We start from the raw sequence: 23,424 nt of genomic DNA, 5'->3' as shown, positions 1-23,424 counted from the left end.
TGCCGCCGCATCGCGGCGATGCGCGTTGACTCCGGCTGCGCGCCCGCCTAGCTTCCCGCCGACTTCGATGAGGACCCCGACCGGTGGCCGAAGACCCCGAAAGCGACCGCCTCAAGGCGCTGGAGGAACGGCTCGAGAAGGCCCGCAAGAGGGCCGCGCCGGAAAAGGACCACATGGAGGAGCACTACTCGCAGGCGCAGCTTGCCTGGAGGATGGTGATCGAACTGGTGGCCGGGCTCGGCATCGGCTTCGGCATCGGGATGGGGCTCGACGCGCTTTTCGGCACGCGGCCCTGGCTGATGGCGCTCTTCACCATCCTCGGCTTCGCGGCCGGGGTAAAGACGATGATCCGCTCCGCCGAGGAGGTGCAGCGGAAACAGAACGAAGCGGCCGACAAGGCCGCGAGCGACGAGAAGAGGGAACGGCGTGGCGACTGAAAGCACCAACAGCACCACCGGCGCGGGCGGCAAATCCGGCTCGGGCCGCATCGTGTTCTTCGTCCTGATCGCGGCAGCGGCCATCCTGTTCGTCCTCGGCCTGACCGACGACTACACGATGGAAGGCTTCAACATCCATCCGATGGACCAGTTCATCGTCGAGCCCCTGTTCAACGACGGCCCGGTGCGCTGGTACACGCCGACGAACGTGACGCTCTGGATGGGCCTTTCGATCCTCGCGGTGACGGCGCTCATGGTGATGGGCACCGGCAAGCGCGGCGTGATCCCGACGCGCGGCCAGTCGATGGCGGAGCTCGCCTACGGGTTCGTGCGCAAGATGGTCGAGGATGTCGCGGGCAAGGACGCGCTGCCGTTCTTCCCCTACATCTTCACGGTCTTCCTGTTCATCCTGTCGGCGAACTTCCTCGGGCTCATCCCCACCAGCTTCACGACGACGTCGCATTTCGCCGTGACCGCGATCCTCGCGCTGACGGTGTTCGTGTCCGTGACCGCGATCGGCTTCATCAAGAACGGCGCGACCTTCCTCAGCCTGTTCTGGGTCAGCTCGGCGCCTCTGGTGCTGCGCCCGGTCCTCGCGATCATCGAGCTGATCTCGTATTTCGTCCGTCCCGTCAGCCACTCCGTCCGTCTCGCCGGCGCGATGATGGCGGGCCACGCGGTCCTCAAGGTCTTCGCGGGCTTCGCGGGCGCGCTCGGCCTCGGCGGGCTGGTCCCGATCCTCGGCGTCGTGGCGATCTACGGCCTCGAAGTGCTGGTGTCGGCCATTCAGGCCTACGTCTTCACGATCCTCACCTGCGTCTATCTCAAGGACGCGCTGCATCCGCATCACTGAACGGGGGGCGGGACGGCGTCCCGCACCGCGTCCGCACGACTTCATCAGGCTTCCAACGTAAGGAGAATAGTTCAATGGAAGGCGATATCGCACAACTGGGTCAGTTCATCGGCGCCGGCATCGCGGGCCTAGGCTCGGGCATCGCGGCACTGGGCGTCGGCAACGTGGCCGGCAACTTCCTCGCCGGCGCGCTGCGCAACCCCTCGGCCGCGGCCGGTCAGACCGCCACGCTGTTCATCGGCATCGCATTCGCGGAAGCGCTGGGCATCTTCGCCTTCCTCACCGCGCTTCTGCTGATGTTCGCAGCCTGATCCGGGCCCCGCGCAACCATCCTTACGTCCGGGGCCTGCCGATCGGTCGGCGGGTCCCGGTGTAGCCCGGTTCCAGGAGCACGGACATGCCCCAGCTAGACCTATCGACGTTCCCGAACCAGATCTTCTGGCTGATCGTCACGCTGGTCGCGATCTATTTCATCCTCTCGAAGGTCGCGCTGCCCCGCATCGCGTCGGTCCTGGCCGAACGCCAGGGGACGCTGACCAACGATCTCGCCGCGGCCGAGGACCTTAAGCGTCAGGCCGCCGAGGCCGAGGAGGCCTACAACAAGGCCCTCGCCGATGCCCGCGCCGAAGCGCAGCGCATCGCCGATGAGGCGCGTGCCGAGATCCAGGCCCAACTGGCCGAAGCCACCGCCCGTGCGGATGAGCAGATCGCCGCGCGCACCGCCGAAAGCGAGAAGCGGATCGGCGAGATCCAGGCAAGCGCCACCGAGTCGGTCGGCGACGTGGCCCGCGACGTGGCCGGTTCGGTCGTGACAGCGATCATGCCCGGCCAGACGGTCGACAATGACGAGGTGGCCCGCGCCGTCTCGGCGCGGATGAAGGGATAGGACCATGCGCTCCACGATCATCCTTGCGGCCGCCCTTGGGGCCGCCATGCCAGCCGCCGCCGCCGAGGAAAGCCACGGCGGAAGCTACGCGCCCGGCTACGACTTCACGTCGCTCTACAACACCGACTTCGTGGTGCTGGTCGGCTTCCTGATCTTCCTGTCGATCCTGTTCTACTTCAACGTGCCGGCGATGCTGGGCGGGATGCTCGACAAGCGCGCCGACGGCATCCGCGGCGAACTCGACGAGGCGCGCGCGCTTCGCGAGGAGGCGCAGACCCTGCTCGCCTCCTACGAGCGCAAGAGCCGCGAGATGGCCGAGCAGTCAGAGCGCATCGTCGCCCAGGCCAAGGCTGACGCCCAGGCCGCCGCCGACAGCGCGAAGGAGGACCTCGAACGCTCCATCGCGCGCCGTCTGGCCGCCGCGGACGACCAGATCGCCAGCGCCGAGGCCAAGGCGGTCCGCGCCGTGCGCAACCGCGCCGTCGAGGTCGCCGTCGCCGCCGCGGGCGAGATCATCGCCAGCCGCATGGCCGCGGCCGACGCCAACGCGCTGATCGACGGATCGATCGAACAGGTGAAGTCGCGCCTCAACTGAGCGCGGCGCGATATCCACGCACAGGACGCCCCGGCCGCCAACGCCGGGGCGTTCGTCGTTCAGCGCCCGAAATCCGCCAGCGCGCCGAAGTCGATCCGCTCGAGGTGCGCCCGCATCGCCGGAAGGGCCGCCCCCGAGGCCTGCACCAGCACCCGGCCGCCGACCAGCGCCGACACCTCGCCATCCGCGTCTAGGAAGCTTTCGCCGCCGATTTCCTCGACCCGGCCCATGGTGGACATCATCGCGGGGTTCGCGAACATCGCGGCCATGGCGCCCACCACCGGGTTGTCGGCGACCATCACGATGGAGAACGCGTCCTCGGGTCCGGCATAGACCGCCTCCACGATCAGCCCGCCACCCATGAAGCCGAGGCCCTCGGCCGCGTCGCCCGATACCTCGCGGCTCCATCCGTCGAGGGCGGGGGGCAGGAAATCCGCAAGCCCCTGCGACCGAAGGCTCACCAGAAGCCCGGTGGCGCGGGCCACGTCCTCCAGCGCGGTGCCAAGCTCGCCCGCCTCGTAGGCCGCGATGGCGTCGCGCAGCGCGTCGGTGATCTCGTCGGCCGTGGCGGGCCCCGTCAGGAGAATCGCGGCGAGCGCTGCGGCGGGAAGCGTGCGGGACATTCGTGGTCTCTCTTTCCGGACGGACGCACGCGCGAGCGTAGCGCCCCCGTGCCCCGCGATGAAGTCCCTTGTGCCCGTATCAGCCGAAGCGCTGCCTGTAGGTGGGCCAGGGATCGCCCGGCGCGGGCGTGGCGTGATAGACCGCGCGCGCCATCGCCCGCGACAGGCACAGCGCGCCCATGTGCCCGAGGTGCGCAAGGTCGAGCGATGCCGCCGCCCCGTCCCGGATCGGCCGGTCGCCGGTCGAGACGGCGAAGACCACGTCGCCGTCCATCGGCGCGTGCGACGGCCAGACGGCGCGCGCGATGCCGTCATGGGCCATGACGGCGAGCCGCGTCGCCTCCGCCTTGCTCAGGGCCGCGTCGGTCGCGACCACCGCGATCGCCGTCGCCTCGCGGTCGCTGCGGGTGGCCTTCGTCACGGGCATCCGCTCGGGCGCGTAGGCCGGCGCGGGCCCGAGGCCGCCGAACTCGTCGCCGAACTCGGACGGCGCGGCGTGGAAATGCGGCCCGTCGCCGACCGTCACCTTGCCCACCGGATTGGCCACGACCAGCGCGCCCACCGTGTAGCCGCCCCAGACCGCAGAGGCCGATCCCAGGCCCCCCTTCAGGTCGGCCAGCGTCGCCCCGGTGCCCGCGCCCGCCGTGCCGAGGGCGAAGGTCTCCGATGCCGCCTCGAAGGCCGCGCGGCCAAGCGCCGGATAGGGCGAAACGGCCCAGTCCTTGTCGCCGCCGTTGACGAGGTCGAAGACGATCGCGCCGGGCACGATGGGCACCGTCAGCCCGTGCACCGCAAAGCCACGCCCCTGCGCGCGCAACCCCTCGGACACGCCTTGGGCGGCGTCGAGCCCGAAGGCCGAGCCGCCGGACAGGAAGATCGCGTCCACCTCCGGCACCGTGCGGTCGGGGGCCAGCAGGTCGGTCTCGCGCGTGCCGGGGGCGCCGCCCATCACATGCACCGCCGCCGTGAACGGGCGCGCGCCCGCCAGCACCGTCACACCGGTCTTGACGGTCTCGTCCTGCGCGTTGCCGACGCGCAGGCCCGCCACGTCGGTGATCAGGTTGCGCGGCCCCGGACGGATCATGGCGCGCTGCCGAGGCTGCGGCGCAACCGCCCGCGGAAGGTGCCCAGCACCGCCATCCGGTCGCTTCCCGGCGCGGGCGGGTCGATGCCCTCGTAGGCCTCGGGCAGGATCAGGACCAGCGTGTCCGCATCGCCCGCCCCCGCCTGCATCCCGGCGATCGTCGCCGCGTCGAAATAGGCCGCAAGGCGCGCCGTCCCGCCCTCGGCGGGGATGACCTCGACGTGGCCGGGGTCGATCTCGGGCGCGACGTCCCACAGATGCGCGAAGACCAGCGGCTGCGCGGCGGGAAAGCGCCCGAAGCGCCCGGCAAGGACCGTGATGTCCGCGGGAAGGACGCGCAGGGCCGCCATCAGATGCAGCGCCCCCCGTCCACCTCCAGCGCGACCCCCGTGATCATCGAGGCCGCGTCCGAGCACAGGAACGCCGCCGCCTCGCCCATGTCCTGAGGCGTGGAAAAGCGCCCGAGCGGGATGGTGGACAGGAACTTCGCACGCATCTCGGGGGTGTCCTCGCCCATGAAGCTCTTCAGAAGCGGCGTCTCGCCCGCCACGGGGCAGAGCGCGTTGACGCGGATGCCCGCGGGCGCAAGCTCGACCGCCATGGCCTTGGTCGCGGTGATCATCCAGCCTTTCGAGGCGTTGTACCAGTTCAGGCGCGGACGCGGCGACAGGCCCGCCGTCGAGGCGATGTTCAGGATCGCGCCCGCGCCGGCGGCCTTCATTCCCGGCACGATCTCGCGCGCCGTCAGGTAGACGGACTTCGCGTTGACGGCCAGCACGCGGTCGAAATCCTCCTCGCTGACCTCCTCCATCGGCGCGGGCATGTGGGTGATGCCCGCGTTGTTCACGAGGATGTCGATCCGACCCCATGCCTCGAGGGCGGCGGCGGCCATCGCGGCGACCGACGCTCCGTCGGCCACGTCCACAGCCTGCACGATGCCGCCGATCTCCCTGGCCACGCTTTCGGCGGCGCCCGCGTTGATGTCGGCGACCATGACCTTCGCGCCCTCCCGCGCGAGGATCCCTGCGATGCCCGCGCCGAAGCCCGAGCCCCCTCCGGTCACGATGGCGGTCTTGTTCTCAAGCGGCATCCGTCGCCTCCTCGATCAGGGTTTCCAGTCCGCGCCGCACCTCGTCGGGGATCGGCGCCGCCCGCCTTGCGACAAGATCGAGGCACACGGCCTTGAACAGCGCCTCGAACGCCAGCGCGCCGTCGCCCGCCCGGTAGAGCCTGTGCCGGAACGTCGCCGACTTCGTGCCGATGGCCAGCACCGAACTGCGCAGGAACACCACGTCGCCCGCCAGCACCTCGGCACGGAAATCGCTTTCGATGTGGACGACGGCGAAGGACAGGCGGCGGCCGCTTTCCATGTCGCCGCGCGTCAGCCCGAGGTCCGATTGAAGCGAGAACATCCCGTCCGAGCACGCCTGAAGGTAGCGCGACACGTTCATGTGGCCGAGAAAGTCGCAGTCCGAGGGATCCACGGCGCGGCGGAACGTCTCGACGCCGGGCAGGGCGGGGCTCATGCGGCGCTCCCGCCTGCCCGCGCATGGTCGATCCGCCGCGCGCGGATCATCGGCCAGAACGCGAGGAACGCCCCGAGGCCCGCCGCCACGAGGCCCGCATCCTGCATGAAGCCCGCGCGCAGGAAATCCGCCCGGCTCGGCCCCTCGGGGATCCTCAGGACCCCGTCCAGAAGCCCCGTCGCCGCCGCGGCGAGCCCGCCGATCAGTCCCAGAAGCGCGGTCAGCGTCGCCAGCACGAAGACCAGCCCGATCGCGCCCAGCCCCGCTGCGAGGTAGCTCTCGGTGCGCGGAACGGTGGCGAGGCCGTACACGAAGGCGGGCAGCGCGATCAGGACGCCCGCCCACCACGCGCCCTGCGCCCCCACGAGTGCTGCGCCGACACGCGGCGCGGTGTCGGCCCCGATGCCGTTCTGCGGGAACAGGACGGTCTCGAAATGACTGGGCCCGACCGAGTAGCTCAGTTGCGCCAGCAGCACGCCGAAGATCGTGGCGACAAGCGCGGCGGCGGCGAGAAGCAGCGCGAAGGTGGGGAATTTGCCGAAGCGGGTCACGGGGGTCCTGGCCTGAACGGGGCTCTTGCGATGAAGCCTAGCGGCGGCCGCGGCGCTGCGAAAGGCCCCATCGGCAGGGCGCGCGGATGCCCCGGCGCGGCGCGCCTCGCGCCGGGACCCGCCGGGTCAGCCATGATGCGCCGCCACCGTCTTGAGGCTGGAAAAGCCATAGAGCGCCTCGAACCCCTTTTCGCGGCCGTGGCCCGAATGGCCCGTGCCGCCGAAGGGCAGTTCGACGCCCCCCGCCGCCCCGTAGTTGTTGAGAAAGACCTGCCCCGCGCGCAGCCGCCGCGCCAGCCGCATCTGCCGCCCGCCGTCGGCCGACCAGACGCTCGCCACCAGTCCGTAGGGCGTGCCGTTGGCGATGGCCGCCGCCTCTTCCTCGTCGTCGAAGGGCAGCAGGACCTGCACCGGCCCGAAGATCTCCTCCTGCGCCAGCCGGTCCTCGGGCGCGAGGCCCGCAAGCAGCACCGGCGCGACGTAGTGTCCGCCTTCGGGCGCGTCGCCGTGCACCTGCCCCTCGGCCACGCGCTGGCCCTGCCCGGCAAGGTCGAGATAGCCCGCCACGATCTCCTTCTGGCGCGCCGAGATCAGCGGGCCGAGGTCGAGGTCGGCCATCGCGGGCGCGGCGCGCTTGGCGCGGTAGGCCTCGGCCATGCGCTCGGTCACCTCGTCGAAGCGGCGGCGCTCCACGAGGATGCGCGACGAGGCCGAGCAGGTCTGGCCCGCGTTCTGCAGCCCCGCGTTCACGAGGAACGGCAGCGCGCGGTCGAGATCGGCGTCGGCGAAGACGAGTTGCGGGGATTTGCCGCCCAGCTCCAGCGTGACCGGCACCACGTTCTGCGCGGCGGCCGCCTGCACCAGCCGCCCGGTGCCGACCGAGCCGGTGAACGAGACATGGCCGATGCCGCGATGCGCCGTCAGCGCCGCTCCCGCCTCGGCGCCGAGGCCCGGCACCACGTTGACCGCCCCCGCAGGGAAGCCCGCCTGCCGCACGAGGTCGGCGAAGGCGAGCGCGGTCAGGCACGCCTCCTCGGCCGGTTTCAGAACGCAGGCGTTGCCCATGGCCAGCGCCGCGCCAAGCGACCGGCCGATGATCTGCATCGGGTAGTTCCACGGCACGATGTGGCCCGTCACGCCGATCGGCTCGCGCAGCGTGTAGACGGTGAACCCCGCCTGAAACGGGATCGTCTCGCCCATGACCTTGTCGACCGCGCCCGCGTAGAACTCGCAGTAGCGCGCCAGCGCGGTGACGTCGGACCGGGCCTGGCTCAGCGGCTTGCCCACGTCCGTCGCTTCCATCTCGGCAAGCGCGTCGGCGTGATCGTGAACCAGCTGCCCCAGCCGCGCCAGAAGCCGCCCGCGCTCCACCGCCGTCAGCGTGCCCCACGCGCCCTCCAGCGCCGATTGCGCGGCCAGCACGGCGGCGTCGATGTCCTCCGCCCCGCCGCGCGCGATGCGCCCGATCTCCCGGCCGGTCGAGGGGTCCTCGACGGGCAGGGTGCCGCCTGACGCGCAGGGCTGCCAGCGCCCGCCGATGAAGACCTTGTCGGTGTCGAACCAGGGTGTCATGCCATTTCGCCTTCCTTCGTTCGGGACGCGAGGTCCAGCCGCGGCGCGGCCGCCAGCAGGGCCTGCGTGTAGGGATGTTCGGGGGCGGAAAAGACGTCCTCGGTCGCGCCCGCCTCGACGAAGCGGCCCGCCTGCATGACGATGACCCTGTCGGTGATGGCGCGGACGACCGTCAGGTCGTGCGAGACGAAGAGATAGGACAATCCATAAGCGTCCTGAAGCTCTGCCAGAAGGTCGAGGATGCGCGCCCTGACCGACACGTCCAGCGCCGACACGGCCTCGTCCAGCACGATGATGCGGGGCCTCGTGATCAGCGCGCGGGCGATGGCGATGCGCTGCCGCTGCCCGCCCGAGAACTCGTGCGGATACTTGTCGATCGCGTCGGGAGACAGGTGGACGGCGGCCAGCGCCTCCGCCACGCGGTCGCGCCGCTCGGAGCCCCGGGGCGGCGTCTCCACGAGGTGGAACGGTTCGGCCACGAGGCGTTCGACCCGCCAGCGGGGATTGAAGCTGCCGTAAGGGTCCTGGAACACGACCTGGATGCCGGCCCGCAACGGGCGCGGCATCTTCGGCACGATGGATGTCCCGAACAGGCGGATGTCGCCGCCCTGCACCGGGTCGAGCCCCAGGATCGCGCGCGTCAGCGTGGACTTTCCGCAGCCCGATTCCCCGACCAGGCCAAGGGACTCGCCCTCGTTGAGCCTCAGCGACACGCCGTCCACCGCGACCACCGGCGCGCCCCGGCGAAAGCCCTCGCGGCGTCCGGGGTATTCGCGCCGCAGGTTCTCGACCTCCAGCAGGGCACCGGCGCGCGGGGCCGCCTGCCGCTCGGGCTTGTGCGACGAGGCGGCCAGGAGCGCGCGGGTATAGGGGTGGCGCCGCTCGGCCAGGACGTCGGCGGTGGCGCCCGTCTCGACGATCTCGCCCTCGCGCATCACCGCCACGCGGTCCGCCATGTCCGCCACGACGCCGAGGTCGTGCGTGATCAGAAGCAGGCCCATCCCCTCCTCGGCCACCAGGCCGCGCAGAAGCTCGAGGATCTGCGCCTGCGTGGTGACGTCCAGCGCCGTCGTCGGCTCGTCCGCGATGAGCAGGCGGGGATGCAGCGCGATCGCCGCGGCGATGCACACGCGCTGCCGCTGCCCGCCCGACAGCTCGTGCGGATAGGCGTCCATGCCGATGTGCGTCAGGCCCACACGGTCCAGCCGGTCGCGCGCGATCCGCGCCGCCTCGCGCCGGTCCTGCGTGCCGTGGATCATCAGGGTTTCCGCCACCTGGTCGCCGATGGTCCGCACCGGGTTCAGCGCCGTCATCGGCTCCTGGAAGATCATGCCGATCTCGTTGCCCCGGATCCGGCACAGTCCGCTTTCCGGCAGCCGCAGCAGGTCCTGCCGGTCGAGGCGTATCGCGCCGCGCGCCTCCGCGCCGTCGGGCAGAAGGCCCATCAGCGCCAGCGCCGTCATCGACTTGCCCGAGCCGCTTTCCCCCACGAGGCCGAAGATTTCGCCCGGCCTCACCTCCAGCGTGACGTCGCGCAGGATCGGCGTTCGATGGATGGCCACGCCAAGGCGGTCGATCCCGATCATGCCCGCCTCCGCCTGAGCCTCGGGTCGAGCGCGTCGCGCAGCCCGTCGCCAAGCAGGTTCAGCCCCAGCACCATCAGCACGATGGCGAGGCCCGGCAGAATGGCCAGCGAGGGGTTGCCGTAGATCATGGTCTGCGCCTCGGCCAGCATCCGGCCCCACGACGGCACCGGCGGCTGCGCGCCGAGGCCGACATAGGACAGCGCCGCCTCGGCAAGGATGCCGAGCGAGAACTGGATCGTGGCCTGCACGATCAGGAGGTTCAGGATGTTGGGCAGGATGTGCTCGGCCGAGATGCGCACGCGGCCCTTCCCGCTCGCGCGGGCGGCCAGGACGTAGTCCAGCGTCCACAGCGACAGCGCCCCGCCCCGTGCCACCCGCGCGAAGACGGGGATGTTGAAGATCCCGATGGCGAGGATCGCGTTCGTCGCCGACGGCCCGTAGCGCGCGGTGATCAGGATCGCGATCACCAGCGAGGGGAAGGCGAAGATCAGGTCGTTGCCCCGCATGATGATCTCGTCCAGCAGGCTGCCCCGCGTCGCGGCCGCGGCAAGGCCCAAGGGCACGCCCAGGCCGATGCCGATTCCGACCGCGACCAGCGCCACCGCGATCGAGGTCCGGGCGCCGATCATCAGCATCGACAGCATGTCCCGGCCCAGCTGGTCGGTGCCCAGCGGGTAGGTGGCCGAGGGCGGCTGCAGCCGCTCGGCGATCGACACGCCGGTGACGGGATGCGGCGTCCAGACGAGGCTGAGCGCGGCCATGGCGAGCACCGCCGCCGTTATCGCCGCGCCGATGACGAGGGCGGGGGGGAGGGTCCTGCCGTCGGGCGCCGTCATCTGCGCCTGAGCCTCGGGTCGACCAGGGCATAGGCCACGTCGACCAGGAACGTCACGAGGATCACCGCGAAGACCAGCAGCATCGTGACCGATTCAACCACCACGAGGTCGCGCTGCGTGATCCCCTGGAAGATCAGCCGCCCGAGGCCCGGCAGGAAAAAGACGTTCTCGATGATGATCGCACCCGCCAGCAGGAACGAGAACTGCAAGCCGATGATCGTCAGCACGGGGATCAGCGCGTTCTTCAGCGCATGGCGCAGCACCGCCTGCCTTCGCGTCAGCCCCTTGGCCCGCGCGGTGCGGATGTAATCCTGGTTCAGCGTCTCCAGAAGCGCCGAGCGCATGACCCGCGCGAGGATGGAGGCCTGCGGCAGCGCCAGCGCCACGGCCGGCAGCGTCAGCGACTTGATCGCGAGGGCGGGGTCCTCCCAACCGGGAAATCCGCCCGCCGAGAACCATTGCAGCGTGACTGCGAAAAGCAGCACCAGCAGCATCGCGAACCAGAAGTTCGGGATCGCGATGCCCAGCTGCGTGCCGCCCATGATGCCGTGGTCCAGAAGCCGCCCGCGGTTCGCGGCGGCAAGGATGCCCACCGGGAACGCGATCAGCGTGGACAGCGTCAGCGCGTAGACCGCAAGCGGCAGGGACACCCATATGCGGTCCAGCACCAGCTCGGACACCGGCACCCGGTAGGTGTAGGAGGTGCCGAAATCCCCCGTCAGCATTCCCCCGATCCACGCGAAGTATCGCGCGACCTTCGATCCGTCGAGGCCCAGTTCCGTGCGCAGGGCGGCCAGCGTCTCGTCGGTCGCGTTCATGCCCAGCATGTAGCTTGCCGGGTCTCCGGGGATGACCTCGATCAACGCGAAGATCACGACGCTCGCCACCACGAGGCTGAGGCCGAGGGACAGGGCGCGGAGGGCGACGTAGCGAGCCATGCGGCGACGTTAGTCGGGGGGTCGCGGACTGGCCAGAGGGGACTTGCCGAACGGGCGCGGCCGGGTCTAGATCACGGAAGGCCGGGGGCGATGGCGTCGCCCCCGCGACGTGGCCAGACCGCCCTGAACGCCCGGGCCTCCGTGACCAGGGAGGGCCCCGTGCCCATGACCAATCAAGACCGCCCGCAGTTCTTCCGCTTCCATAACGGCGAAAAGGCCCCGCTGCCCTTCGCCCTGTCCGAATACGAGGCGCGCCTGATGGGCCTGCGCGCCATCATGGACGCGAACGGCGCCGCCGCGGCGGTGCTGACCTCGATGCACAACATCGCCTACTACTCGGGCTTTCTCTACTGCGCCTTCGGGCGGCCCTACGCGCTGGTCGTCACCGCCTCCGAGGCCGTGGTGATCTCGGCGGGGATCGACGGCGGCCAGCCGTGGCGCCGCGCGGCCTGCGACGCGATCACCTACACCGACTGGGAGCGGGACAACTTCTGGCAGGCCGTCGCCCATGTCGCGGGCCGTGACCGGTGCGTCGGGTTCGAGGCCGATCACCTGACGCTCGCGCAGACCGACAGGCTCCGCGCGTTCCTCGCGCCCAACTCGATCGTGGACATCGCGCCCGCCACGATGCGCCAGCGCATGGTCAAGTCCGAGGCCGAGCGCGACCTCATCCGCATGGGCGCCGCCGTCGCGGATGCCGGCGGCGAGGCGATCCGCGCGGCCATCGCGGAAGGCGCGCGCGAGATCGACGTGGCGATGGCGGGGCGCGACGCGATGGAACTGGAAATCGCCGCCCGCGTCCCCGAGGCCGAGTATCGCGACACATGGGTCTGGTTCCAGTCCGGCCCGAACACCGACGGCGCGCACAACCCGGTGACGGCGCGCGCCCTGCGGAAGGGCGACATCCTCAGCCTCAACACCTTCCCGATGATCTCGGGCTACTACACCGCGCTGGAACGCACCCTTTTCCTCGGCCAGCCCGACGCGGCGTCCCTCGCGATCTGGCAGGCCAACGTCGATGCGCACGAACTCGGCATCTCGCTGATCCGGCCCGGCGTGTCCTGCGCCGAGATCACCCACCGCATCAACGACTTCTTCGCCGAGCGCGACCTCCTGCAATACCGCAGCTTCGGCTACGGCCATTCCTTCGGCGTGCTCAGCCACTACTACGGCCGCGAGGCGGGGCTGGAACTGCGCGAGGACATCGACACGGTTCTGGAACCCGGCATGGTCATCTCGATGGAGCCGATGCTGACCATCCCCGAGGGGCAGCCCGGCGCCGGCGGCTACCGCGAACACGACATCCTGATCGTGACCGCGGACGGGACCGAGAACATCACGGGCTTCCCCTACGGCCCCGGCCACAACATCGTGTGACGCGAGGCGTGCCGCGCCGCCCCGGAACGGTGGCGCGGCCCTTTCACGGAACCGACATCTTCCCGTTACGCAGGTTTCACGCAACTCGGCCAAAGCACGAGCGCAAAGTGAACCCGTGGGGAGCCCCGAATGACGCCTCGTTTCGTGACGCTGACGTCCGCCCTTGCCCTTCTGGCCGGACCGGCCGTGGCGCAGGACATGAACTTCAACCGCATCGCCTCGTTCATGGTCGGGCAGAACGCGCCTGACGCCGAGGAAAGCTCGGCCGAGATCATCGGCGCGACAGATGACGGCATGACGCTGGTCTACACCGACAGCCCGGCGGGCGTGGTGGGCTTCATCGACATCACCAACCCGGCGAACCCGACCGGCCTCGGCGCCGTCGCGATGCCTTCGGGCGAACCTACCTCCGTCGCGGTGATGGGCCGGACCGCCTATGTGGGCGAGAACACCTCCGCCAGCTTCACCGGGCCTTCGGGCGTCCTGCATTCCATCGACGTCGCCACGCGATCCGTGACCGGCTCGTGCGACCTCGGCGGCCAGCCGGACGCCGTCGCCATCGCCCCGGACGGCAGCTTCATCGCGGTGGCCATCGAGAACGAGCGCGACGAGGACGCGGGCGACGGCCGCGTGCCGCAGATGCCGGCGGGCTTCGTCGCCATCGTGCCGCTCGCCGATGGCGCGATGGAGTGCGCGGGCCTCGTCCGCGCCGATCTCACCGGCCTTGCCGACGTCGCGCCCGAGGATCCCGAACCGGAATTCGTCGCGATCAACGGCGAGGGCGAGATCGTCGTGACCCTGCAGGAGAACAACCATCTCGTGGTCCTAGCGTCCGACGGGAGCCTCCTGAACCACTTCCCGGCGGGCGAGGTCACGCTGACCGGCATCGACACCGACGAGGAAGGCGCGCTGGTCTTCGATGGTGCGCTGACCTGGCCGCGCGAGCCCGATGCCGTCGCGTGGATCGACGACACCCACTTCGCTACGGCCAACGAGGGCGACATGGACGGCGGCACGCGCGGCTGGACGATCTTCGCCCAGGACGGCAGCGTCGTGCACGACAGCGGGACGTCCTTCGAGGAGGCCATCATCCAGATCGGCCACTACCCCGAGGAGCGTTCCGGCAACAAGGGCGTGGAGCCGGAATCGATCACCGTCGGCACCTTCGGCGGCACGCCGATGATCTTCGTCGGCGCCGAGCGCGCGTCGATCGTCGGCGTCTACGACGCGACCGATCCCGCGAACCCCGTCCTGACGCAGCTTCTGCCCTCGGGCATCGGCCCGGAGGGCTACGTCACGATCCCCGCGCGCAACCTCCTCGTCTCGGCCAACGAGACCGACGACGCCGGCCCGCGCGCCCATGTCATGCTGTTCGAGTATCAGGACGCGCCCGCGGCCTACCCGCATCTCACCTCGGCGGGCATGGACGAGCTGACCGGCTGGGGCGCGATCTCGGGGCAGGTGATGGCCGGGGACCGCACGATCTACGCGGTCTCCGACAGCTTCTACGCCATGCAGCCCACGATCTTCCATATCGACGTGAGCACGACGCCCGCCCGCATCGTGGACGCCATCCGCGTCGCCCGCGAGGGGCAGCCCGCGCAGCTGATGGACATGGAGGGCATCGCGCTCGACGGCGAGGGCGGGTTCTGGGTGGCGAGCGAGGGGCGCTCGGACCGCCTCGTTCCACACGCGATCTACCACGTCGGCCCCGACGGCGAGATCGAGGACCACATCGCGCTTCCCGACGCGCTTCTGGCCGTCGAGACGCGCTTCGGCTTCGAGGGGATCACGCGGGTCGGCGACATGCTCTATGTCGCGGTCCAGCGCGAATGGCGCGACGATCCGGCGAACCACGCCAAGATCCTCGGCTACGACCTCGGGACCGGGGAGTGGTCCGTGATCCACTACCCCCTGACCGAGCCCGCAACGGGCTGGGTCGGACTGTCCGAGATCGTGGCGCATGGCGACTGGCTCTATTTCATCGAGCGCGACAACCAGCTCGACGCCCGCGCCGTGACCAAGCTGATCACACGCGTGCCGATGTCCGCGATGCAGGACATGGTCGCGCTGGGCGGGACGCCGGCGGTGCTGGAGCCCGAGGTGGTGGTGGACCTTCTGCCCTACCTCACCTCGACGGGGGGCTACGTCCTCGACAAGGTCGAGGGGCTGGCCATCGCCGCGGACGGGACGATGTGGGTCTCGACCGACAACGACGGCGTGGACGACCATTCGGGCGAGACGATGTTCTTCGCCATCGCACCGATGTGAGGCCCGCCACCGTCATTTGAGGGAGCGATTTTCAGCAGTCATGGCCCCCGCGGTTCGTCCGCGGGGGTCGTTTCGTTCAAACGGGCCCGCCACGCCCGACCTGCGACAGCCCCTCGGCGAGGCGGTCGAACACCAGCCGCACGCGCCGCGACGTGTGCAGGTCGCGATGCGCCGCAAGCCAGACCGGGATCGTGACGAGCGGCGGCGCGCCCGGTTGCGCGCGGACGAGCGCGGGGTCGTCGTCCCCCATCCACGTCGGCATGACGGCGACGCCGAGGCCCGCGCGCGCCATGCCGAGCTGCGTGTGGCTGTCGTCGCTGAACAGCACGAACTGCTCCGCCGGCACCTCGACGCCGCGCTCGGCCAGCATCGCGCGGTAGCCGTCGCCGGGCGCGTAGCCGATGAAGGGCAGGGCGCCCAGCGGTCCCCGCGCCAGAAGCTCCGGCGTCGCATAGAGCGCCGCGTCGTCCTCGGCCACGCGCCTTGCCGTCAGCTCGGGCTGGTCGGGGCGCACATGCCGCACGGCGATGTCCGCCTCGCGCCGCATCAGGTCGCGGATCGCGTTCGAGGCCACGACCTGCACGGCCAGCGCCGGCGCCTCGTCGCGGATCCGCGCAAGGATCGGCGGCAGAAGTTCGCTCGCGTAGAGGTTCGAGGCCGTGACGGTGACGACGCCCGCGATCTCCTGGCTCTGGCCGCTGGCGGCGAGCGCGGCGGCATGGGCGCCCTCGGCCATCATGCGCAGGTGATCGATCAGCGACAGCCCCGCCTCGGTCAGCTCCATCCGCTTGCCCGCGCGGGTGAAAAGCGTGACGCCCAGCTCCTCCTCCAGCGCCGAGACCTGCCGCCCCAGCGTCGGCTGCGTCTGACCCAGCGCCCTCGCGGCGGCCGACAGCGATCCCGTCTCGGCGGTGGCGACGACGGCGCGGGCGCGGTTCCAGTCGAAGGCGAGGCTTTTCCAATCCATACGCAATCGTATGGGAAGGCTGCGCAATCGGTCAATTTCCATATGCGTATCGCATGGCTATGTCTGGGCGCGCCCAAGCATCCGCCGGAAGGAGGCCCCGATGAAAGCCGCGATCCATACCCGCTACGGAGGCCCCGAGGTCGTCAGCCTCGGCGAGATCGACCGCCCCGTGCCCCGCCGTGGCGAGATCCTCGTGCGTGTCGGCGCGGCGGGCGTCACCACCGCCGACTGGCGCATCCGCGCCGCGGCCTTTCCCGGCCTCGTCAGCCTCGTGGGGGGGCGGCTGATGTTCGGCGTCTTCCGGCCGCGCAAGCCCGTCCTCGGCGGCGAATACGCCGGAACCGTGGTCGAGACCGGCCCCGGCGTCACCGACTTCGCGCCGGGCGATCGCGTCTTCGGCTTCGCATGGGGCGGGGCGCATGCCGAATACGTCGCGGTCAAGGCCGCCGGCCCGGTCTTCGCCACGCCGCCCGGCCTCGACGACGCCGAGGCCGCCTCGCTGCCCTTCGGCGGTCTCTGCGCGCTGGAGTTCCTCGAGCGGTTCGCGGCCCTGAAGCCCGGCGAGCGTGTCCTGATCCTGGGGGCGTCGGGCGGCGTCGGCGTTCACGCGGTGCAGGTCGCCCGCGCGCTCGGCGCGAGGGTCACGGGCGTCGCGTCCGCCCCGCGCGAGGATCTCGTGCGCGCGCTTGGCGCTGAGCATTTCATCGACTATCGCGCGCCCGGCCCCCGCGGGCTCGGCGGGCCCTACGACGTGATCTTCGACACGATCGGCGTCCTGAACTACCCCGATGCGGCCGGGATGCTGGCCGAGGGCGGGCGCTTCGTGCCGCTGAACTTCGGGGTCGGCGACATCGTCCATGTCCGCAGGGCGTCGCGTAATGGCCACAGGCTGATCCTGAAGGTCAGCGGGGACAGCAAGGAGGGTCTCGCCCGCCTGGCCGCAATGGTCGCCGAGGGACGGCTGCGCCCCATCATCGACCGCGTCTACCCCTTCGCCGAGGTCCGCGCGGCGCACCGCCACGTCGAAAGCCGCAGCCGGAAGGGCTCCGTCGTGCTGCGGATCGGGGACGCGGAGGCCGGGCGCGACGCGGCATGATCGTCCCGCCGCGCCGTCGCGGAACAGGCCCGAACGGCGCGCCGGCACCGATTCCGGGGCGCACGGCGTCGCGGCGGGAGCGCGCCGGGAAAATGTGATCACACTTCGAAAATCCGTGATCACAAAATGCGGCGCTGCGGCGTTAAGACCCACGCCAAGGGCGCAAAACCGGCCATGACGGCGCCCAACGCGCGTGACAGCACTGTAAAAACCGCTATTCCTTTCAGCAAGGCGACAGCCGCCAAGCAAAACCTGAAAGGGGTCCGCCATGGCCGATGTGAACCGCGGGAACAGACCGCTCTCGCCGCATCTGCAGGTCTACCGACCGCAACTCAACTCGATCACCTCGATCCTTGTCCGGATCACCGGCACCGCGATGATCGTGTCCGCCGTCCTCCTGGTCTGGTGGATGGTCGGCGTGGCCTCGGGGGAAGCGTATTTCGCCTATGTCGACGGCCTCGTGACGTCGCTCCTGGGCGATGTGGTGATGAGCCTTTCGGTCCTTGGCCTCTGGTATCACGCGCTCGGCGGGCTTCGGCACCTGATCTGGGACACCGGCCGCGGCCTCGATCCGCGCACCGCCGACAAGATGGGCTGGGCGATGCTCGGCGGCTCGGTCGTCCTGACCGTCATCACCCTGCTGGCGATCTGAGGGGACACCGATATGAGCTACATGACAGACCGCAAGCGCGTGACCGGCATGGGAACCGCGCATTCCGGCACCCACCATTTCTGGACCATGACCGTGACCTCCGTCGCGCTCCTGATCCTGACGCCCTTCTTCCTTGCCATCGTCGGCCCGCTTCTTGGCGCGCCGCATGCCGAGGTCGTCGCCACGCTCGGCCGGCCGATCCCGGCCGCGGTGGTCGCGGCTTTCCTCGTCGTCGGACTGCACCATTTCAAGCTGGGCGTGACGGTGGTGATCGAGGATTACACGCGCGGCCTCGCCCGCAAGATCTGGATCATCGCGATGACGATCGTCAGCTACGGCCTCGCGGCCGCCGGCGTCGTCGCGCTTGCGCAGATGGCGCTCTGAGAGGGACATGACGCGATGAAAGACACGGCAAACATGACGGCAAGCTACGACATCACCGAACACGTCTACGATGTGGTCGTGGTCGGCGCGGGCGGCTCGGGGCTGCGCGCGACGCTGGGGATGGCCGAACAGGGGCTCAAGACGGCCTGCGTGACCAAGGTGTTCCCGACGCGCTCGCACACGGTGGCAGCGCAGGGCGGCATCGCGGCATCCCTCGGCAACATGGGGCCCGACCACTGGCACTGGCACATGTACGACACCGTGAAGGGGTCGGACTGGCTGGGCGACACGGACGCGATGGAATACCTCGCCCGCGAGGCGCCCAAGGCGGTCTACGAGCTGGAGCATTACGGCGTTCCGTTCTCCCGCACCGAAGAGGGCCGCATCTACCAGCGTCCCTTCGGCGGGCACACGACGCAGTTCGGCGAAGGCCCCCCGGTGCAGCGCACCTGCGCCGCCGCCGACCGCACCGGCCACGCGATCCTGCACACGCTCTACGGCCAGTCGCTGAAGAACAACGCCGAGTTCTACATCGAGTATTTCGCGACCGACCTGCTGATGACCGAGGACGGCCAGTGCGTCGGCGTCGTGGCCTGGAGCCTCGATGACGGCACCATGCACGTCTTCCGCGCCAAGATGGTGGTGCTCGCCACGGGCGGCTACGGGCGCGCCTATTTCTCGGCGACCTCCGCCCATACCTGCACCGGCGACGGCGGCGGCATGGTGGCCCGGCAGGGCCTGCCGCTTCAGGACATGGAATTCGTGCAGTTCCACCCCACCGGCATCTACGGCGCCGGCTGCCTCATCACCGAGGGCGCGCGCGGCGAGGGCGGATACCTCACGAACTCCGAGGGCGAGCGTTTCATGGAACGCTACGCCCCCACCTACAAGGACCTCGCCAGCCGCGACGTCGTCTCGCGCTGCATGACGATGGAGATCCGCGAGGGCCGCGGCGTCGGCCCGAACAAGGACCATATCCACCTGCACCTCAACCACCTGCCGCCCGAGACGCTGGCGCTGCGCCTGCCGGGCATCTCGGAATCGGCCAAGATCTTCGCCGGCGTGGACGTCACGAAAGAGCCGATCCCGGTGCTGCCGACGGTGCATTACAACATGGGCGGCATCCCCACCAACTACTGGGGCGAGGTCCTGAACCCGACGAAGGACAACCCCGACGCCATTGTGCCCGGCCTCATGGCCGTGGGCGAGGCGGGCTGCGCCTCGGTGCACGGCGCGAACCGCCTCGGCTCGAACAGCCTGATCGACCTCGTGGTGTTCGGCCGCGCCGCCGGCATCCGCGCCGCGAAGGTGGTGGACCCCGACAGCGCCGCGCCCGACGTGCCGCGCGCCTCTCTCGACTACGCGATCCAGCGTTTCGACGGCGTGCGCCATGCAGATGGCGGCACGCCTACGGCCGAACTGCGCCTCGAGATGCAGAAGACGATGCAGGAGGACGCCGCCGTCTTCCGCACCGACAAGACGCTGGCCGAGGGGCTGGAGAAGATGACGAGCGTCGCGGGCAAGCTCGACGACCTGCGCGTCACGGACCGGTCTATGATCTGGAACTCCGACCTGATGGAGACGCTGGAGCTGACGAACCTGATGCCGAACGCGATGGCCACCATCGCCTCGGCGGAGGCGCGCAAGGAAAGCCGCGGGGCCCATGCCCACGAGGATTATCCCGACCGCGATGACGCGAACTGGCGCAAGCACACGCTGGCCGTGGTGGACGGCTCCAAGGTCGAGCTCGCCTACCGCCCGGTGCACCTCAACCCGCTGATGGGCCACAACGAGGGCGGCATCGACCTCGAGCGGATCAAGCCCAAGGCGCGGGTCTACTGATGCGCCTTGGCCGGCCGGTGATGGCAGGCCTCGCGCTCGCGCTTCTCGCCGGGTGCGCGGCGCAGCCCATGACGCGCGACCGCGCCGCGCGGCTCTGCGCCGACGAGGCGCGGCAGGCGGACGGCATCTCGGGCGACGTGCGCTTCGGCGCCGGAAGCCGGGGAGCTGCCGGCGGCGGGAGCTTGATGATCACCTCGGCCATCCTCGACCCGCAGTCCGAGGAGGACGCGCTGCGCGCCTGCATCGACCGGCGCCTCGCCGGGGACAACAGGCCGCCCCGCCGCGCGGGCGTGACATTCGCCATCGAGGGCGATTTCCGATGACCGGGAACGCACTCGCACGGAACAGACCGGACGCCCCTCGCGGCGCCGCCCGATAAGGAGACGGACGACCATGGTTGAACTGGCCCTGCCTAAGAACTCCCGGATCAAGACCGGCAAGACGTGGCCCAAGCCCGAAGGCGCCACCAACCTGCGCAAGTTCCAGGTCTACCGCTGGAACCCCGACGACGGCGAGAACCCGCGCGTGGACACCTACTGGGTGGACATGGACACTTGCGGGCCGATGGTTCTGGACGCGCTGATCAAGATCAAGAACGAGATCGACCCGACGCTGACCTTCCGCCGCTCCTGCCGCGAGGGGATCTGCGGGTCCTGCGCGATGAACATCGACGGGATCAACACGCTCGCCTGCATCTACGGCATGGACGACATCAAGGGCGACGTGAAGATCTACCCGCTGCCGCACATGCCCGTGGTCAAGGACCTGATCCCCGACCTCACGCATTTCTACGCCCAGCACGCCAGCATCATGCCGTGGCTGGAGACCGAGACGCAGCGCCCCGAGAAGGAATGGCGTCAGTCGATCGACGACCGCAAGAAGCTCGACGGCCTCTACGAATGCGTCATGTGCGCGGCCTGCTCGACGTCCTGCCCCTCCTACTGGTGGAACGGCGACCGCTTCCTCGGGCCGGCGGCGCTGCTTCATGCCTACCGCTGGATCATCGACAGCCGCGACGAGGCCACGGGCCAGCGGCTCGACGACCTCGAGGATCCGTTCAAGCTCTATCGCTGCCACACGATCATGAACTGCGCCAACACCTGCCCCAAGGGCCTGAACCCCGCGCGGGCGATCGCGCAGATCAAGAAGATGATGGTCGAACGTCAGCTCTGACCCGGTCCGGAGCCCGAAGCCCGCTCGAACGCGGTGCGCGCTTCGGGCCGCGAGGCCTTGGCGGCGACGGGCGGACCGGCCGCCGGTCAGCCTGCCGGGACGGCTCGGGGACCGCCGCCGCCCCCACCGTCTCCGACACGACGCCCCGCAGGGCGGGCAGTCCCCTTGCACGGGCACGCCCCGTCCTGCTCGATGCCCCGTCGGGGCGCATCGGCCTCTTGTCGTTCGCGGCCCCATCCGTGGCTCGGGACAGACGACCGCGGGGCTGCTAGTCTTCCAGCCGGGGGCAGGTTCGGGGAGGACGCGCGCATGGACGCGGATGTCATCGTTGTGGGCGCGGGGCTCGCAGGTCTCGTGACGGCATGGCATGCGGCCGAGCGCGGGTTGCGCGTGGCGCTTCTCGATATGGAGGGGCCGCGGTCCGTGGGCGGGCAGGCATGGTGGAGCCTTGGCGGCCTTTTCATGGTCGACACGCCCGAACAGCGCCGCCTCGGCCTCAGGGACAGCCGCGCGCTCGCCGCCGCCGACTGGTTCGGCTCGGCCGGGTTCGACCGGCCCGAGGATGCCAACCCCCGCGCCTGGGCCGAGGCCTTTCTCGACTTCGCCGCCGGTCCGATGCGCAGCTACCTCCGCGGCCTCGGGATGCGCTGGTTCCCCATCGTTGGCTGGGCCGAGCGCGGCGGTGCGCTGGCCCACGGCCACGGCAACTCGGTTCCCCGCTTTCACGTCACATGGGGCACCGGCACCGGCGTGGTCGCGCCCTATGCCGGACGCGTCGCGGCCCATCCCGGCATCTCGCCCCGCCTGCGCCACCGGGTGACGGGCCTTCTGGTCGAGGCGGGCGCGGTCATGGGCGTCACGGGCGAGGTCCTTTCGCCGGACGACGCCCCGCGCGGCGCGCCGACGAACCGCACCGTGCTGGCCGATTTCACCCTGCGCGCCCCGTGCGTCGTCGTGGCCTCGGGCGGGATCGGCGGCAACCACGACCTCGTGCGCGCCGCATGGCCGCGCGACCGGCTGGGCCCGCCGCCGGACTTCATGGTCACCGGCGTGCCCGCCCATGTCGACGGCCAGATGCAGGGCGTGGCCGAGGCGGCGGGCGCCGCCGTCATCAACCGCGACCGGATGTGGCACTACACCGAGGGCCTGAGGAACTGGGATCCGATCTGGCCCGGCCACGGCATCCGCATCCTGCCCGGTCCCTCCGCCATGTGGTTCGACGCCCTTGGCGCGCGCCTCGAGGCGCCCTGCTTTCCGGGCTTCGACACGCTGGCGACGCTGCGGCGGATCCTGTCCACGGGGCACGGCCATTCGTGGTTCGTGCTGACGCAGACGATCATCGAGAAGGAATTCGCGCTTTCGGGGTCCGAACAGAACCCGGACCTGACCTCGGCCAGCTGGGCCGCCGTCCTGCGCGAGCGGCTCGGGCGGGGCGCGCCCGCGGCGGTCGAGGCGTTCAAGACCCGTGGCGAGGATTTCGTCGTGGCCAGGGACCTCGCCAGGCTGGTGGAGGGCATGAACCGGATCACGCCCGAGGCCCCGCTCGAACTTGCGGGCATCGCCGCCCAGATCGAGGCGCGGGACGCCCAGATCGCCAACGCCGTCGCGAAGGACGCGCAGGTGACGGCGATGCGCGGCGCGCGCGCCTATCTCGGCGACCGGCTGGTGCGCACGGCAAGGCCGCACCGCATCCTCGACCCCGCGCATGGACCGCTCATCGCCGTCAGGCTCAACGTCCTGACGCGGAAATCGCTCGGGGGGCTGCACACGGACCTGTCGGGCCGGGTCCTGCGCGCCGACGGCAGCGCCTTCCCCGGCCTTTACGCGGCGGGCGAGGTGGCGGGGTTCGGCGGCGGCGGCTACCATGGCTACAACGCGCTCGAGGGGACGTTCCTGGGAGGCTGCATCTTCTCGGGAAAGGTTGTCGGCGAGGCGGTCTGACGCGCCCTTGCGGACCGCTCATCGCCGCGCGGCCATCGATCCGCCGCAGTCGGCTGGCAGGCATCGGCCATGCGGAACGACGCCCCGATCCTCTTCCTGACGCCGCCCGCGCCACCGGCGGCCGACGCGGCCGACCCGGTCGCGGCCGCGCTGCTGGCGGCGATCGCGATCGGGCTTGCGGTCCATGTGGTCCTCGTCCTCCGCCGCAAGGCACGCGCCTCCCCGCGCGGGCGG

At 70.5% G+C, this 23,424-nt stretch carries 25 protein-coding genes; 14 read left to right on the top strand and 11 right to left on the bottom strand.

Annotation, left to right across the window (positions count from 1 at the left end; translation table 11 throughout):
• The first annotated feature begins 83 nt into the window (after positions 1-83).
• The 5 genes from P6F26_RS13750 (at position 84) to P6F26_RS13730 (ending at position 2,771) form a co-directional block, all read left to right on the top strand.
• Positions 84-437: an AtpZ/AtpI family protein gene (locus tag P6F26_RS13750; RefSeq protein ID WP_278029262.1), complete on the top strand. Its 354-nt coding sequence runs from the start codon at positions 84-86 to the stop codon at positions 435-437.
• A gap of 118 nt (positions 438-555) precedes the next feature.
• Positions 556-1,290 (top strand): F0F1 ATP synthase subunit A, encoded by a 735-nt coding sequence (locus P6F26_RS13745; protein ID WP_278029305.1) that lies wholly within the window; start codon positions 556-558, stop codon positions 1,288-1,290.
• A 74-nt stretch (positions 1,291-1,364) separates the two neighbouring features.
• Entirely contained in the window at positions 1,365-1,601 is a 237-nt protein-coding gene (locus P6F26_RS13740; protein WP_278029261.1) for a F0F1 ATP synthase subunit C, read from the top strand.
• Positions 1,602-1,687: 86 nt separating this feature from the next.
• A complete protein-coding gene (locus tag P6F26_RS13735) occupies positions 1,688-2,176 on the top strand; it encodes a F0F1 ATP synthase subunit B' (RefSeq protein WP_278029260.1) in 489 nt (162 codons plus the stop codon).
• Between the two features lie 4 nt (positions 2,177-2,180).
• A complete protein-coding gene (locus P6F26_RS13730; protein WP_278029259.1) occupies positions 2,181-2,771 on the top strand; it encodes a F0F1 ATP synthase subunit B in 591 nt (196 codons plus the stop codon).
• A gap of 59 nt (positions 2,772-2,830) precedes the next feature.
• On the opposite strand, the gene P6F26_RS13725 is transcribed toward P6F26_RS13730, so the two are convergent.
• The 10 genes from P6F26_RS13725 to P6F26_RS13680 all read right to left on the bottom strand — a co-directional run bounded on the left by P6F26_RS13725 (position 2,831) and on the right by P6F26_RS13680 (position 11,487).
• Positions 2,831-3,394 (bottom strand): hypothetical protein, encoded by a 564-nt coding sequence (locus tag P6F26_RS13725; RefSeq protein ID WP_278029258.1) that lies wholly within the window; start codon positions 3,392-3,394, stop codon positions 2,831-2,833.
• A gap of 79 nt (positions 3,395-3,473) precedes the next feature.
• The gene (locus P6F26_RS13720; RefSeq protein WP_278029304.1) at positions 3,474-4,475 is read right to left on the bottom strand and encodes a P1 family peptidase; all 1,002 of its coding nucleotides are present in this window, start codon (positions 4,473-4,475) and stop codon (positions 3,474-3,476) included.
• Positions 4,475-4,828, bottom strand: coding sequence for a hypothetical protein (locus P6F26_RS13715; protein WP_278029257.1), 354 nt, complete (start codon positions 4,826-4,828; stop codon positions 4,475-4,477). Before P6F26_RS13715 ends, P6F26_RS13720 begins: the two co-directional genes overlap by 1 nt.
• Positions 4,828-5,568 (bottom strand): glucose 1-dehydrogenase, encoded by a 741-nt coding sequence (locus P6F26_RS13710; protein WP_278029256.1) that lies wholly within the window; start codon positions 5,566-5,568, stop codon positions 4,828-4,830. The genes P6F26_RS13715 and P6F26_RS13710 overlap by 1 nt, the downstream gene beginning before the upstream one ends.
• Positions 5,558-6,004, bottom strand: coding sequence for an acyl-CoA thioesterase (locus P6F26_RS13705; RefSeq protein WP_278029255.1), 447 nt, complete (start codon positions 6,002-6,004; stop codon positions 5,558-5,560). Before P6F26_RS13705 ends, P6F26_RS13710 begins: the two co-directional genes overlap by 11 nt.
• Entirely contained in the window at positions 6,001-6,555 is a 555-nt protein-coding gene (locus P6F26_RS13700) for a hypothetical protein (protein ID WP_278029254.1), read from the bottom strand. The genes P6F26_RS13705 and P6F26_RS13700 overlap by 4 nt, the downstream gene beginning before the upstream one ends.
• 126 nt (positions 6,556-6,681) lie before the next feature.
• Positions 6,682-8,127, bottom strand: a complete 1,446-nt coding sequence (locus tag P6F26_RS13695) for an aldehyde dehydrogenase family protein (RefSeq protein WP_278029253.1) — start codon at positions 8,125-8,127, stop codon at positions 6,682-6,684.
• Positions 8,124-9,713 (bottom strand): ABC transporter ATP-binding protein, encoded by a 1,590-nt coding sequence (locus P6F26_RS13690; RefSeq protein WP_278029252.1) that lies wholly within the window; start codon positions 9,711-9,713, stop codon positions 8,124-8,126. The genes P6F26_RS13695 and P6F26_RS13690 overlap by 4 nt, the downstream gene beginning before the upstream one ends.
• On the bottom strand, positions 9,710-10,474 hold the full coding sequence (locus P6F26_RS13685) for an ABC transporter permease (RefSeq protein ID WP_430736752.1): 765 nt from the start codon (positions 10,472-10,474) through the stop codon (positions 9,710-9,712). Before P6F26_RS13685 ends, P6F26_RS13690 begins: the two co-directional genes overlap by 4 nt.
• Before the next feature lie 71 nt (positions 10,475-10,545).
• Complete coding sequence (locus P6F26_RS13680) at positions 10,546-11,487, bottom strand: ABC transporter permease (protein WP_278029250.1); 942 nt, start codon at positions 11,485-11,487, stop codon at positions 10,546-10,548.
• Between the two features lie 165 nt (positions 11,488-11,652).
• On the opposite strand from P6F26_RS13680, the gene P6F26_RS13675 reads away from it, so the two are divergent.
• Positions 11,653-12,864 carry an aminopeptidase P family protein gene (locus P6F26_RS13675; protein WP_278029249.1) on the top strand — a complete coding sequence of 404 codons (1,212 nt, stop codon included), beginning with the start codon at positions 11,653-11,655 and terminating at the stop codon, positions 12,862-12,864.
• 129 nt (positions 12,865-12,993) lie between these two features.
• Positions 12,994-15,135, top strand: coding sequence for an esterase-like activity of phytase family protein (locus tag P6F26_RS13670; protein ID WP_278029248.1), 2,142 nt, complete (start codon positions 12,994-12,996; stop codon positions 15,133-15,135).
• 76 nt (positions 15,136-15,211) lie between these two features.
• Here the strand turns inward: P6F26_RS13670 and P6F26_RS13665 are convergent, their stop codons facing one another.
• Positions 15,212-16,102, bottom strand: coding sequence for a LysR family transcriptional regulator (locus P6F26_RS13665; protein ID WP_278029247.1), 891 nt, complete (start codon positions 16,100-16,102; stop codon positions 15,212-15,214).
• Between the two features lie 100 nt (positions 16,103-16,202).
• Between P6F26_RS13665 and P6F26_RS13660 the strand changes: the two genes are divergently transcribed.
• The 7 genes from P6F26_RS13660 to P6F26_RS13630 all read left to right on the top strand — a co-directional run bounded on the left by P6F26_RS13660 (position 16,203) and on the right by P6F26_RS13630 (position 23,190).
• On the top strand, positions 16,203-17,198 hold the full coding sequence (locus tag P6F26_RS13660) for an NAD(P)-dependent alcohol dehydrogenase (RefSeq protein ID WP_278029246.1): 996 nt from the start codon (positions 16,203-16,205) through the stop codon (positions 17,196-17,198).
• Positions 17,199-17,466: 268 nt separating this feature from the next.
• Positions 17,467-17,850, top strand: a complete 384-nt coding sequence (sdhC, locus tag P6F26_RS13655) for a succinate dehydrogenase, cytochrome b556 subunit (protein ID WP_278029245.1) — start codon at positions 17,467-17,469, stop codon at positions 17,848-17,850.
• Positions 17,851-17,862: 12 nt separating this feature from the next.
• A complete protein-coding gene (gene sdhD / locus P6F26_RS13650; protein WP_278029244.1) occupies positions 17,863-18,234 on the top strand; it encodes a succinate dehydrogenase, hydrophobic membrane anchor protein in 372 nt (123 codons plus the stop codon).
• Positions 18,235-18,267: 33 nt separating this feature from the next.
• The gene (sdhA, locus tag P6F26_RS13645) at positions 18,268-20,076 is read left to right on the top strand and encodes a succinate dehydrogenase flavoprotein subunit (RefSeq protein ID WP_430736751.1); all 1,809 of its coding nucleotides are present in this window, start codon (positions 18,268-18,270) and stop codon (positions 20,074-20,076) included.
• Complete coding sequence (locus P6F26_RS13640; protein ID WP_278029242.1) at positions 20,076-20,399, top strand: hypothetical protein; 324 nt, start codon at positions 20,076-20,078, stop codon at positions 20,397-20,399. The genes sdhA and P6F26_RS13640 overlap by 1 nt, the downstream gene beginning before the upstream one ends.
• Before the next feature lie 70 nt (positions 20,400-20,469).
• Complete coding sequence (locus P6F26_RS13635) at positions 20,470-21,249, top strand: succinate dehydrogenase iron-sulfur subunit (protein ID WP_278029241.1); 780 nt, start codon at positions 20,470-20,472, stop codon at positions 21,247-21,249.
• 309 nt (positions 21,250-21,558) lie between these two features.
• Entirely contained in the window at positions 21,559-23,190 is a 1,632-nt protein-coding gene (locus P6F26_RS13630) for an FAD-binding dehydrogenase (RefSeq protein ID WP_278029240.1), read from the top strand.
• The last annotated feature ends 234 nt before the right edge of the window (positions 23,191-23,424 follow it).

Origin of the sequence: Roseicyclus salinarum (genome assembly GCF_029624655.1) — a bacterium.
Taxonomy (GTDB): Bacteria; Pseudomonadota; Alphaproteobacteria; order Rhodobacterales; family Rhodobacteraceae; genus Roseibacterium; species Roseibacterium salinarum.
This window is presented reverse-complemented; position numbering and strand designations above follow the sequence as displayed.

Bases quoted from the DNA above. Each gene is read 5' to 3' on its own strand.
- P6F26_RS13745 (WP_278029305.1), top strand. From the start codon at position 556: ATGGAAGGCTTCAACATCCATCCGATGGACCAGTTCATCGTCGAGCCC.
- P6F26_RS13660 (WP_278029246.1), top strand. From the start codon at position 16,203: ATGAAAGCCGCGATCCATACCCGCTACGGAGGCCCCGAGGTCGTCAGC.
- sdhA (WP_430736751.1), top strand. From the start codon at position 18,268: ATGACGGCAAGCTACGACATCACCGAACACGTCTACGATGTGGTCGTG.
- sdhD (WP_278029244.1), top strand. From the start codon at position 17,863: ATGAGCTACATGACAGACCGCAAGCGCGTGACCGGCATGGGAACCGCG.
- P6F26_RS13715 (WP_278029257.1), bottom strand. From the start codon at position 4,828: ATGGCGGCCCTGCGCGTCCTTCCCGCGGACATCACGGTCCTTGCCGGG.
- P6F26_RS13740 (WP_278029261.1), top strand. From the start codon at position 1,365: ATGGAAGGCGATATCGCACAACTGGGTCAGTTCATCGGCGCCGGCATC.
- P6F26_RS13630 (WP_278029240.1), top strand. From the start codon at position 21,559: ATGGACGCGGATGTCATCGTTGTGGGCGCGGGGCTCGCAGGTCTCGTG.
- P6F26_RS13635 (WP_278029241.1), top strand. From the start codon at position 20,470: ATGGTTGAACTGGCCCTGCCTAAGAACTCCCGGATCAAGACCGGCAAG.
- P6F26_RS13690 (WP_278029252.1), bottom strand. From the start codon at position 9,713: ATGATCGGGATCGACCGCCTTGGCGTGGCCATCCATCGAACGCCGATC.
- P6F26_RS13685 (WP_430736752.1), bottom strand. From the start codon at position 10,474: ATGGCCGCGCTCAGCCTCGTCTGGACGCCGCATCCCGTCACCGGCGTG.
- P6F26_RS13710 (WP_278029256.1), bottom strand. From the start codon at position 5,568: ATGCCGCTTGAGAACAAGACCGCCATCGTGACCGGAGGGGGCTCGGGC.
- P6F26_RS13640 (WP_278029242.1), top strand. From the start codon at position 20,076: ATGCGCCTTGGCCGGCCGGTGATGGCAGGCCTCGCGCTCGCGCTTCTC.
- P6F26_RS13735 (WP_278029260.1), top strand. From the start codon at position 1,688: ATGCCCCAGCTAGACCTATCGACGTTCCCGAACCAGATCTTCTGGCTG.
- P6F26_RS13705 (WP_278029255.1), bottom strand. From the start codon at position 6,004: ATGAGCCCCGCCCTGCCCGGCGTCGAGACGTTCCGCCGCGCCGTGGAT.
- P6F26_RS13680 (WP_278029250.1), bottom strand. From the start codon at position 11,487: ATGGCTCGCTACGTCGCCCTCCGCGCCCTGTCCCTCGGCCTCAGCCTC.
- P6F26_RS13730 (WP_278029259.1), top strand. From the start codon at position 2,181: ATGCGCTCCACGATCATCCTTGCGGCCGCCCTTGGGGCCGCCATGCCA.
- P6F26_RS13665 (WP_278029247.1), bottom strand. From the start codon at position 16,102: ATGGATTGGAAAAGCCTCGCCTTCGACTGGAACCGCGCCCGCGCCGTC.
- P6F26_RS13725 (WP_278029258.1), bottom strand. From the start codon at position 3,394: ATGTCCCGCACGCTTCCCGCCGCAGCGCTCGCCGCGATTCTCCTGACG.
- sdhC (WP_278029245.1), top strand. From the start codon at position 17,467: ATGGCCGATGTGAACCGCGGGAACAGACCGCTCTCGCCGCATCTGCAG.
- P6F26_RS13695 (WP_278029253.1), bottom strand. From the start codon at position 8,127: ATGACACCCTGGTTCGACACCGACAAGGTCTTCATCGGCGGGCGCTGG.
- P6F26_RS13675 (WP_278029249.1), top strand. From the start codon at position 11,653: ATGACCAATCAAGACCGCCCGCAGTTCTTCCGCTTCCATAACGGCGAA.
- P6F26_RS13670 (WP_278029248.1), top strand. From the start codon at position 12,994: ATGACGCCTCGTTTCGTGACGCTGACGTCCGCCCTTGCCCTTCTGGCC.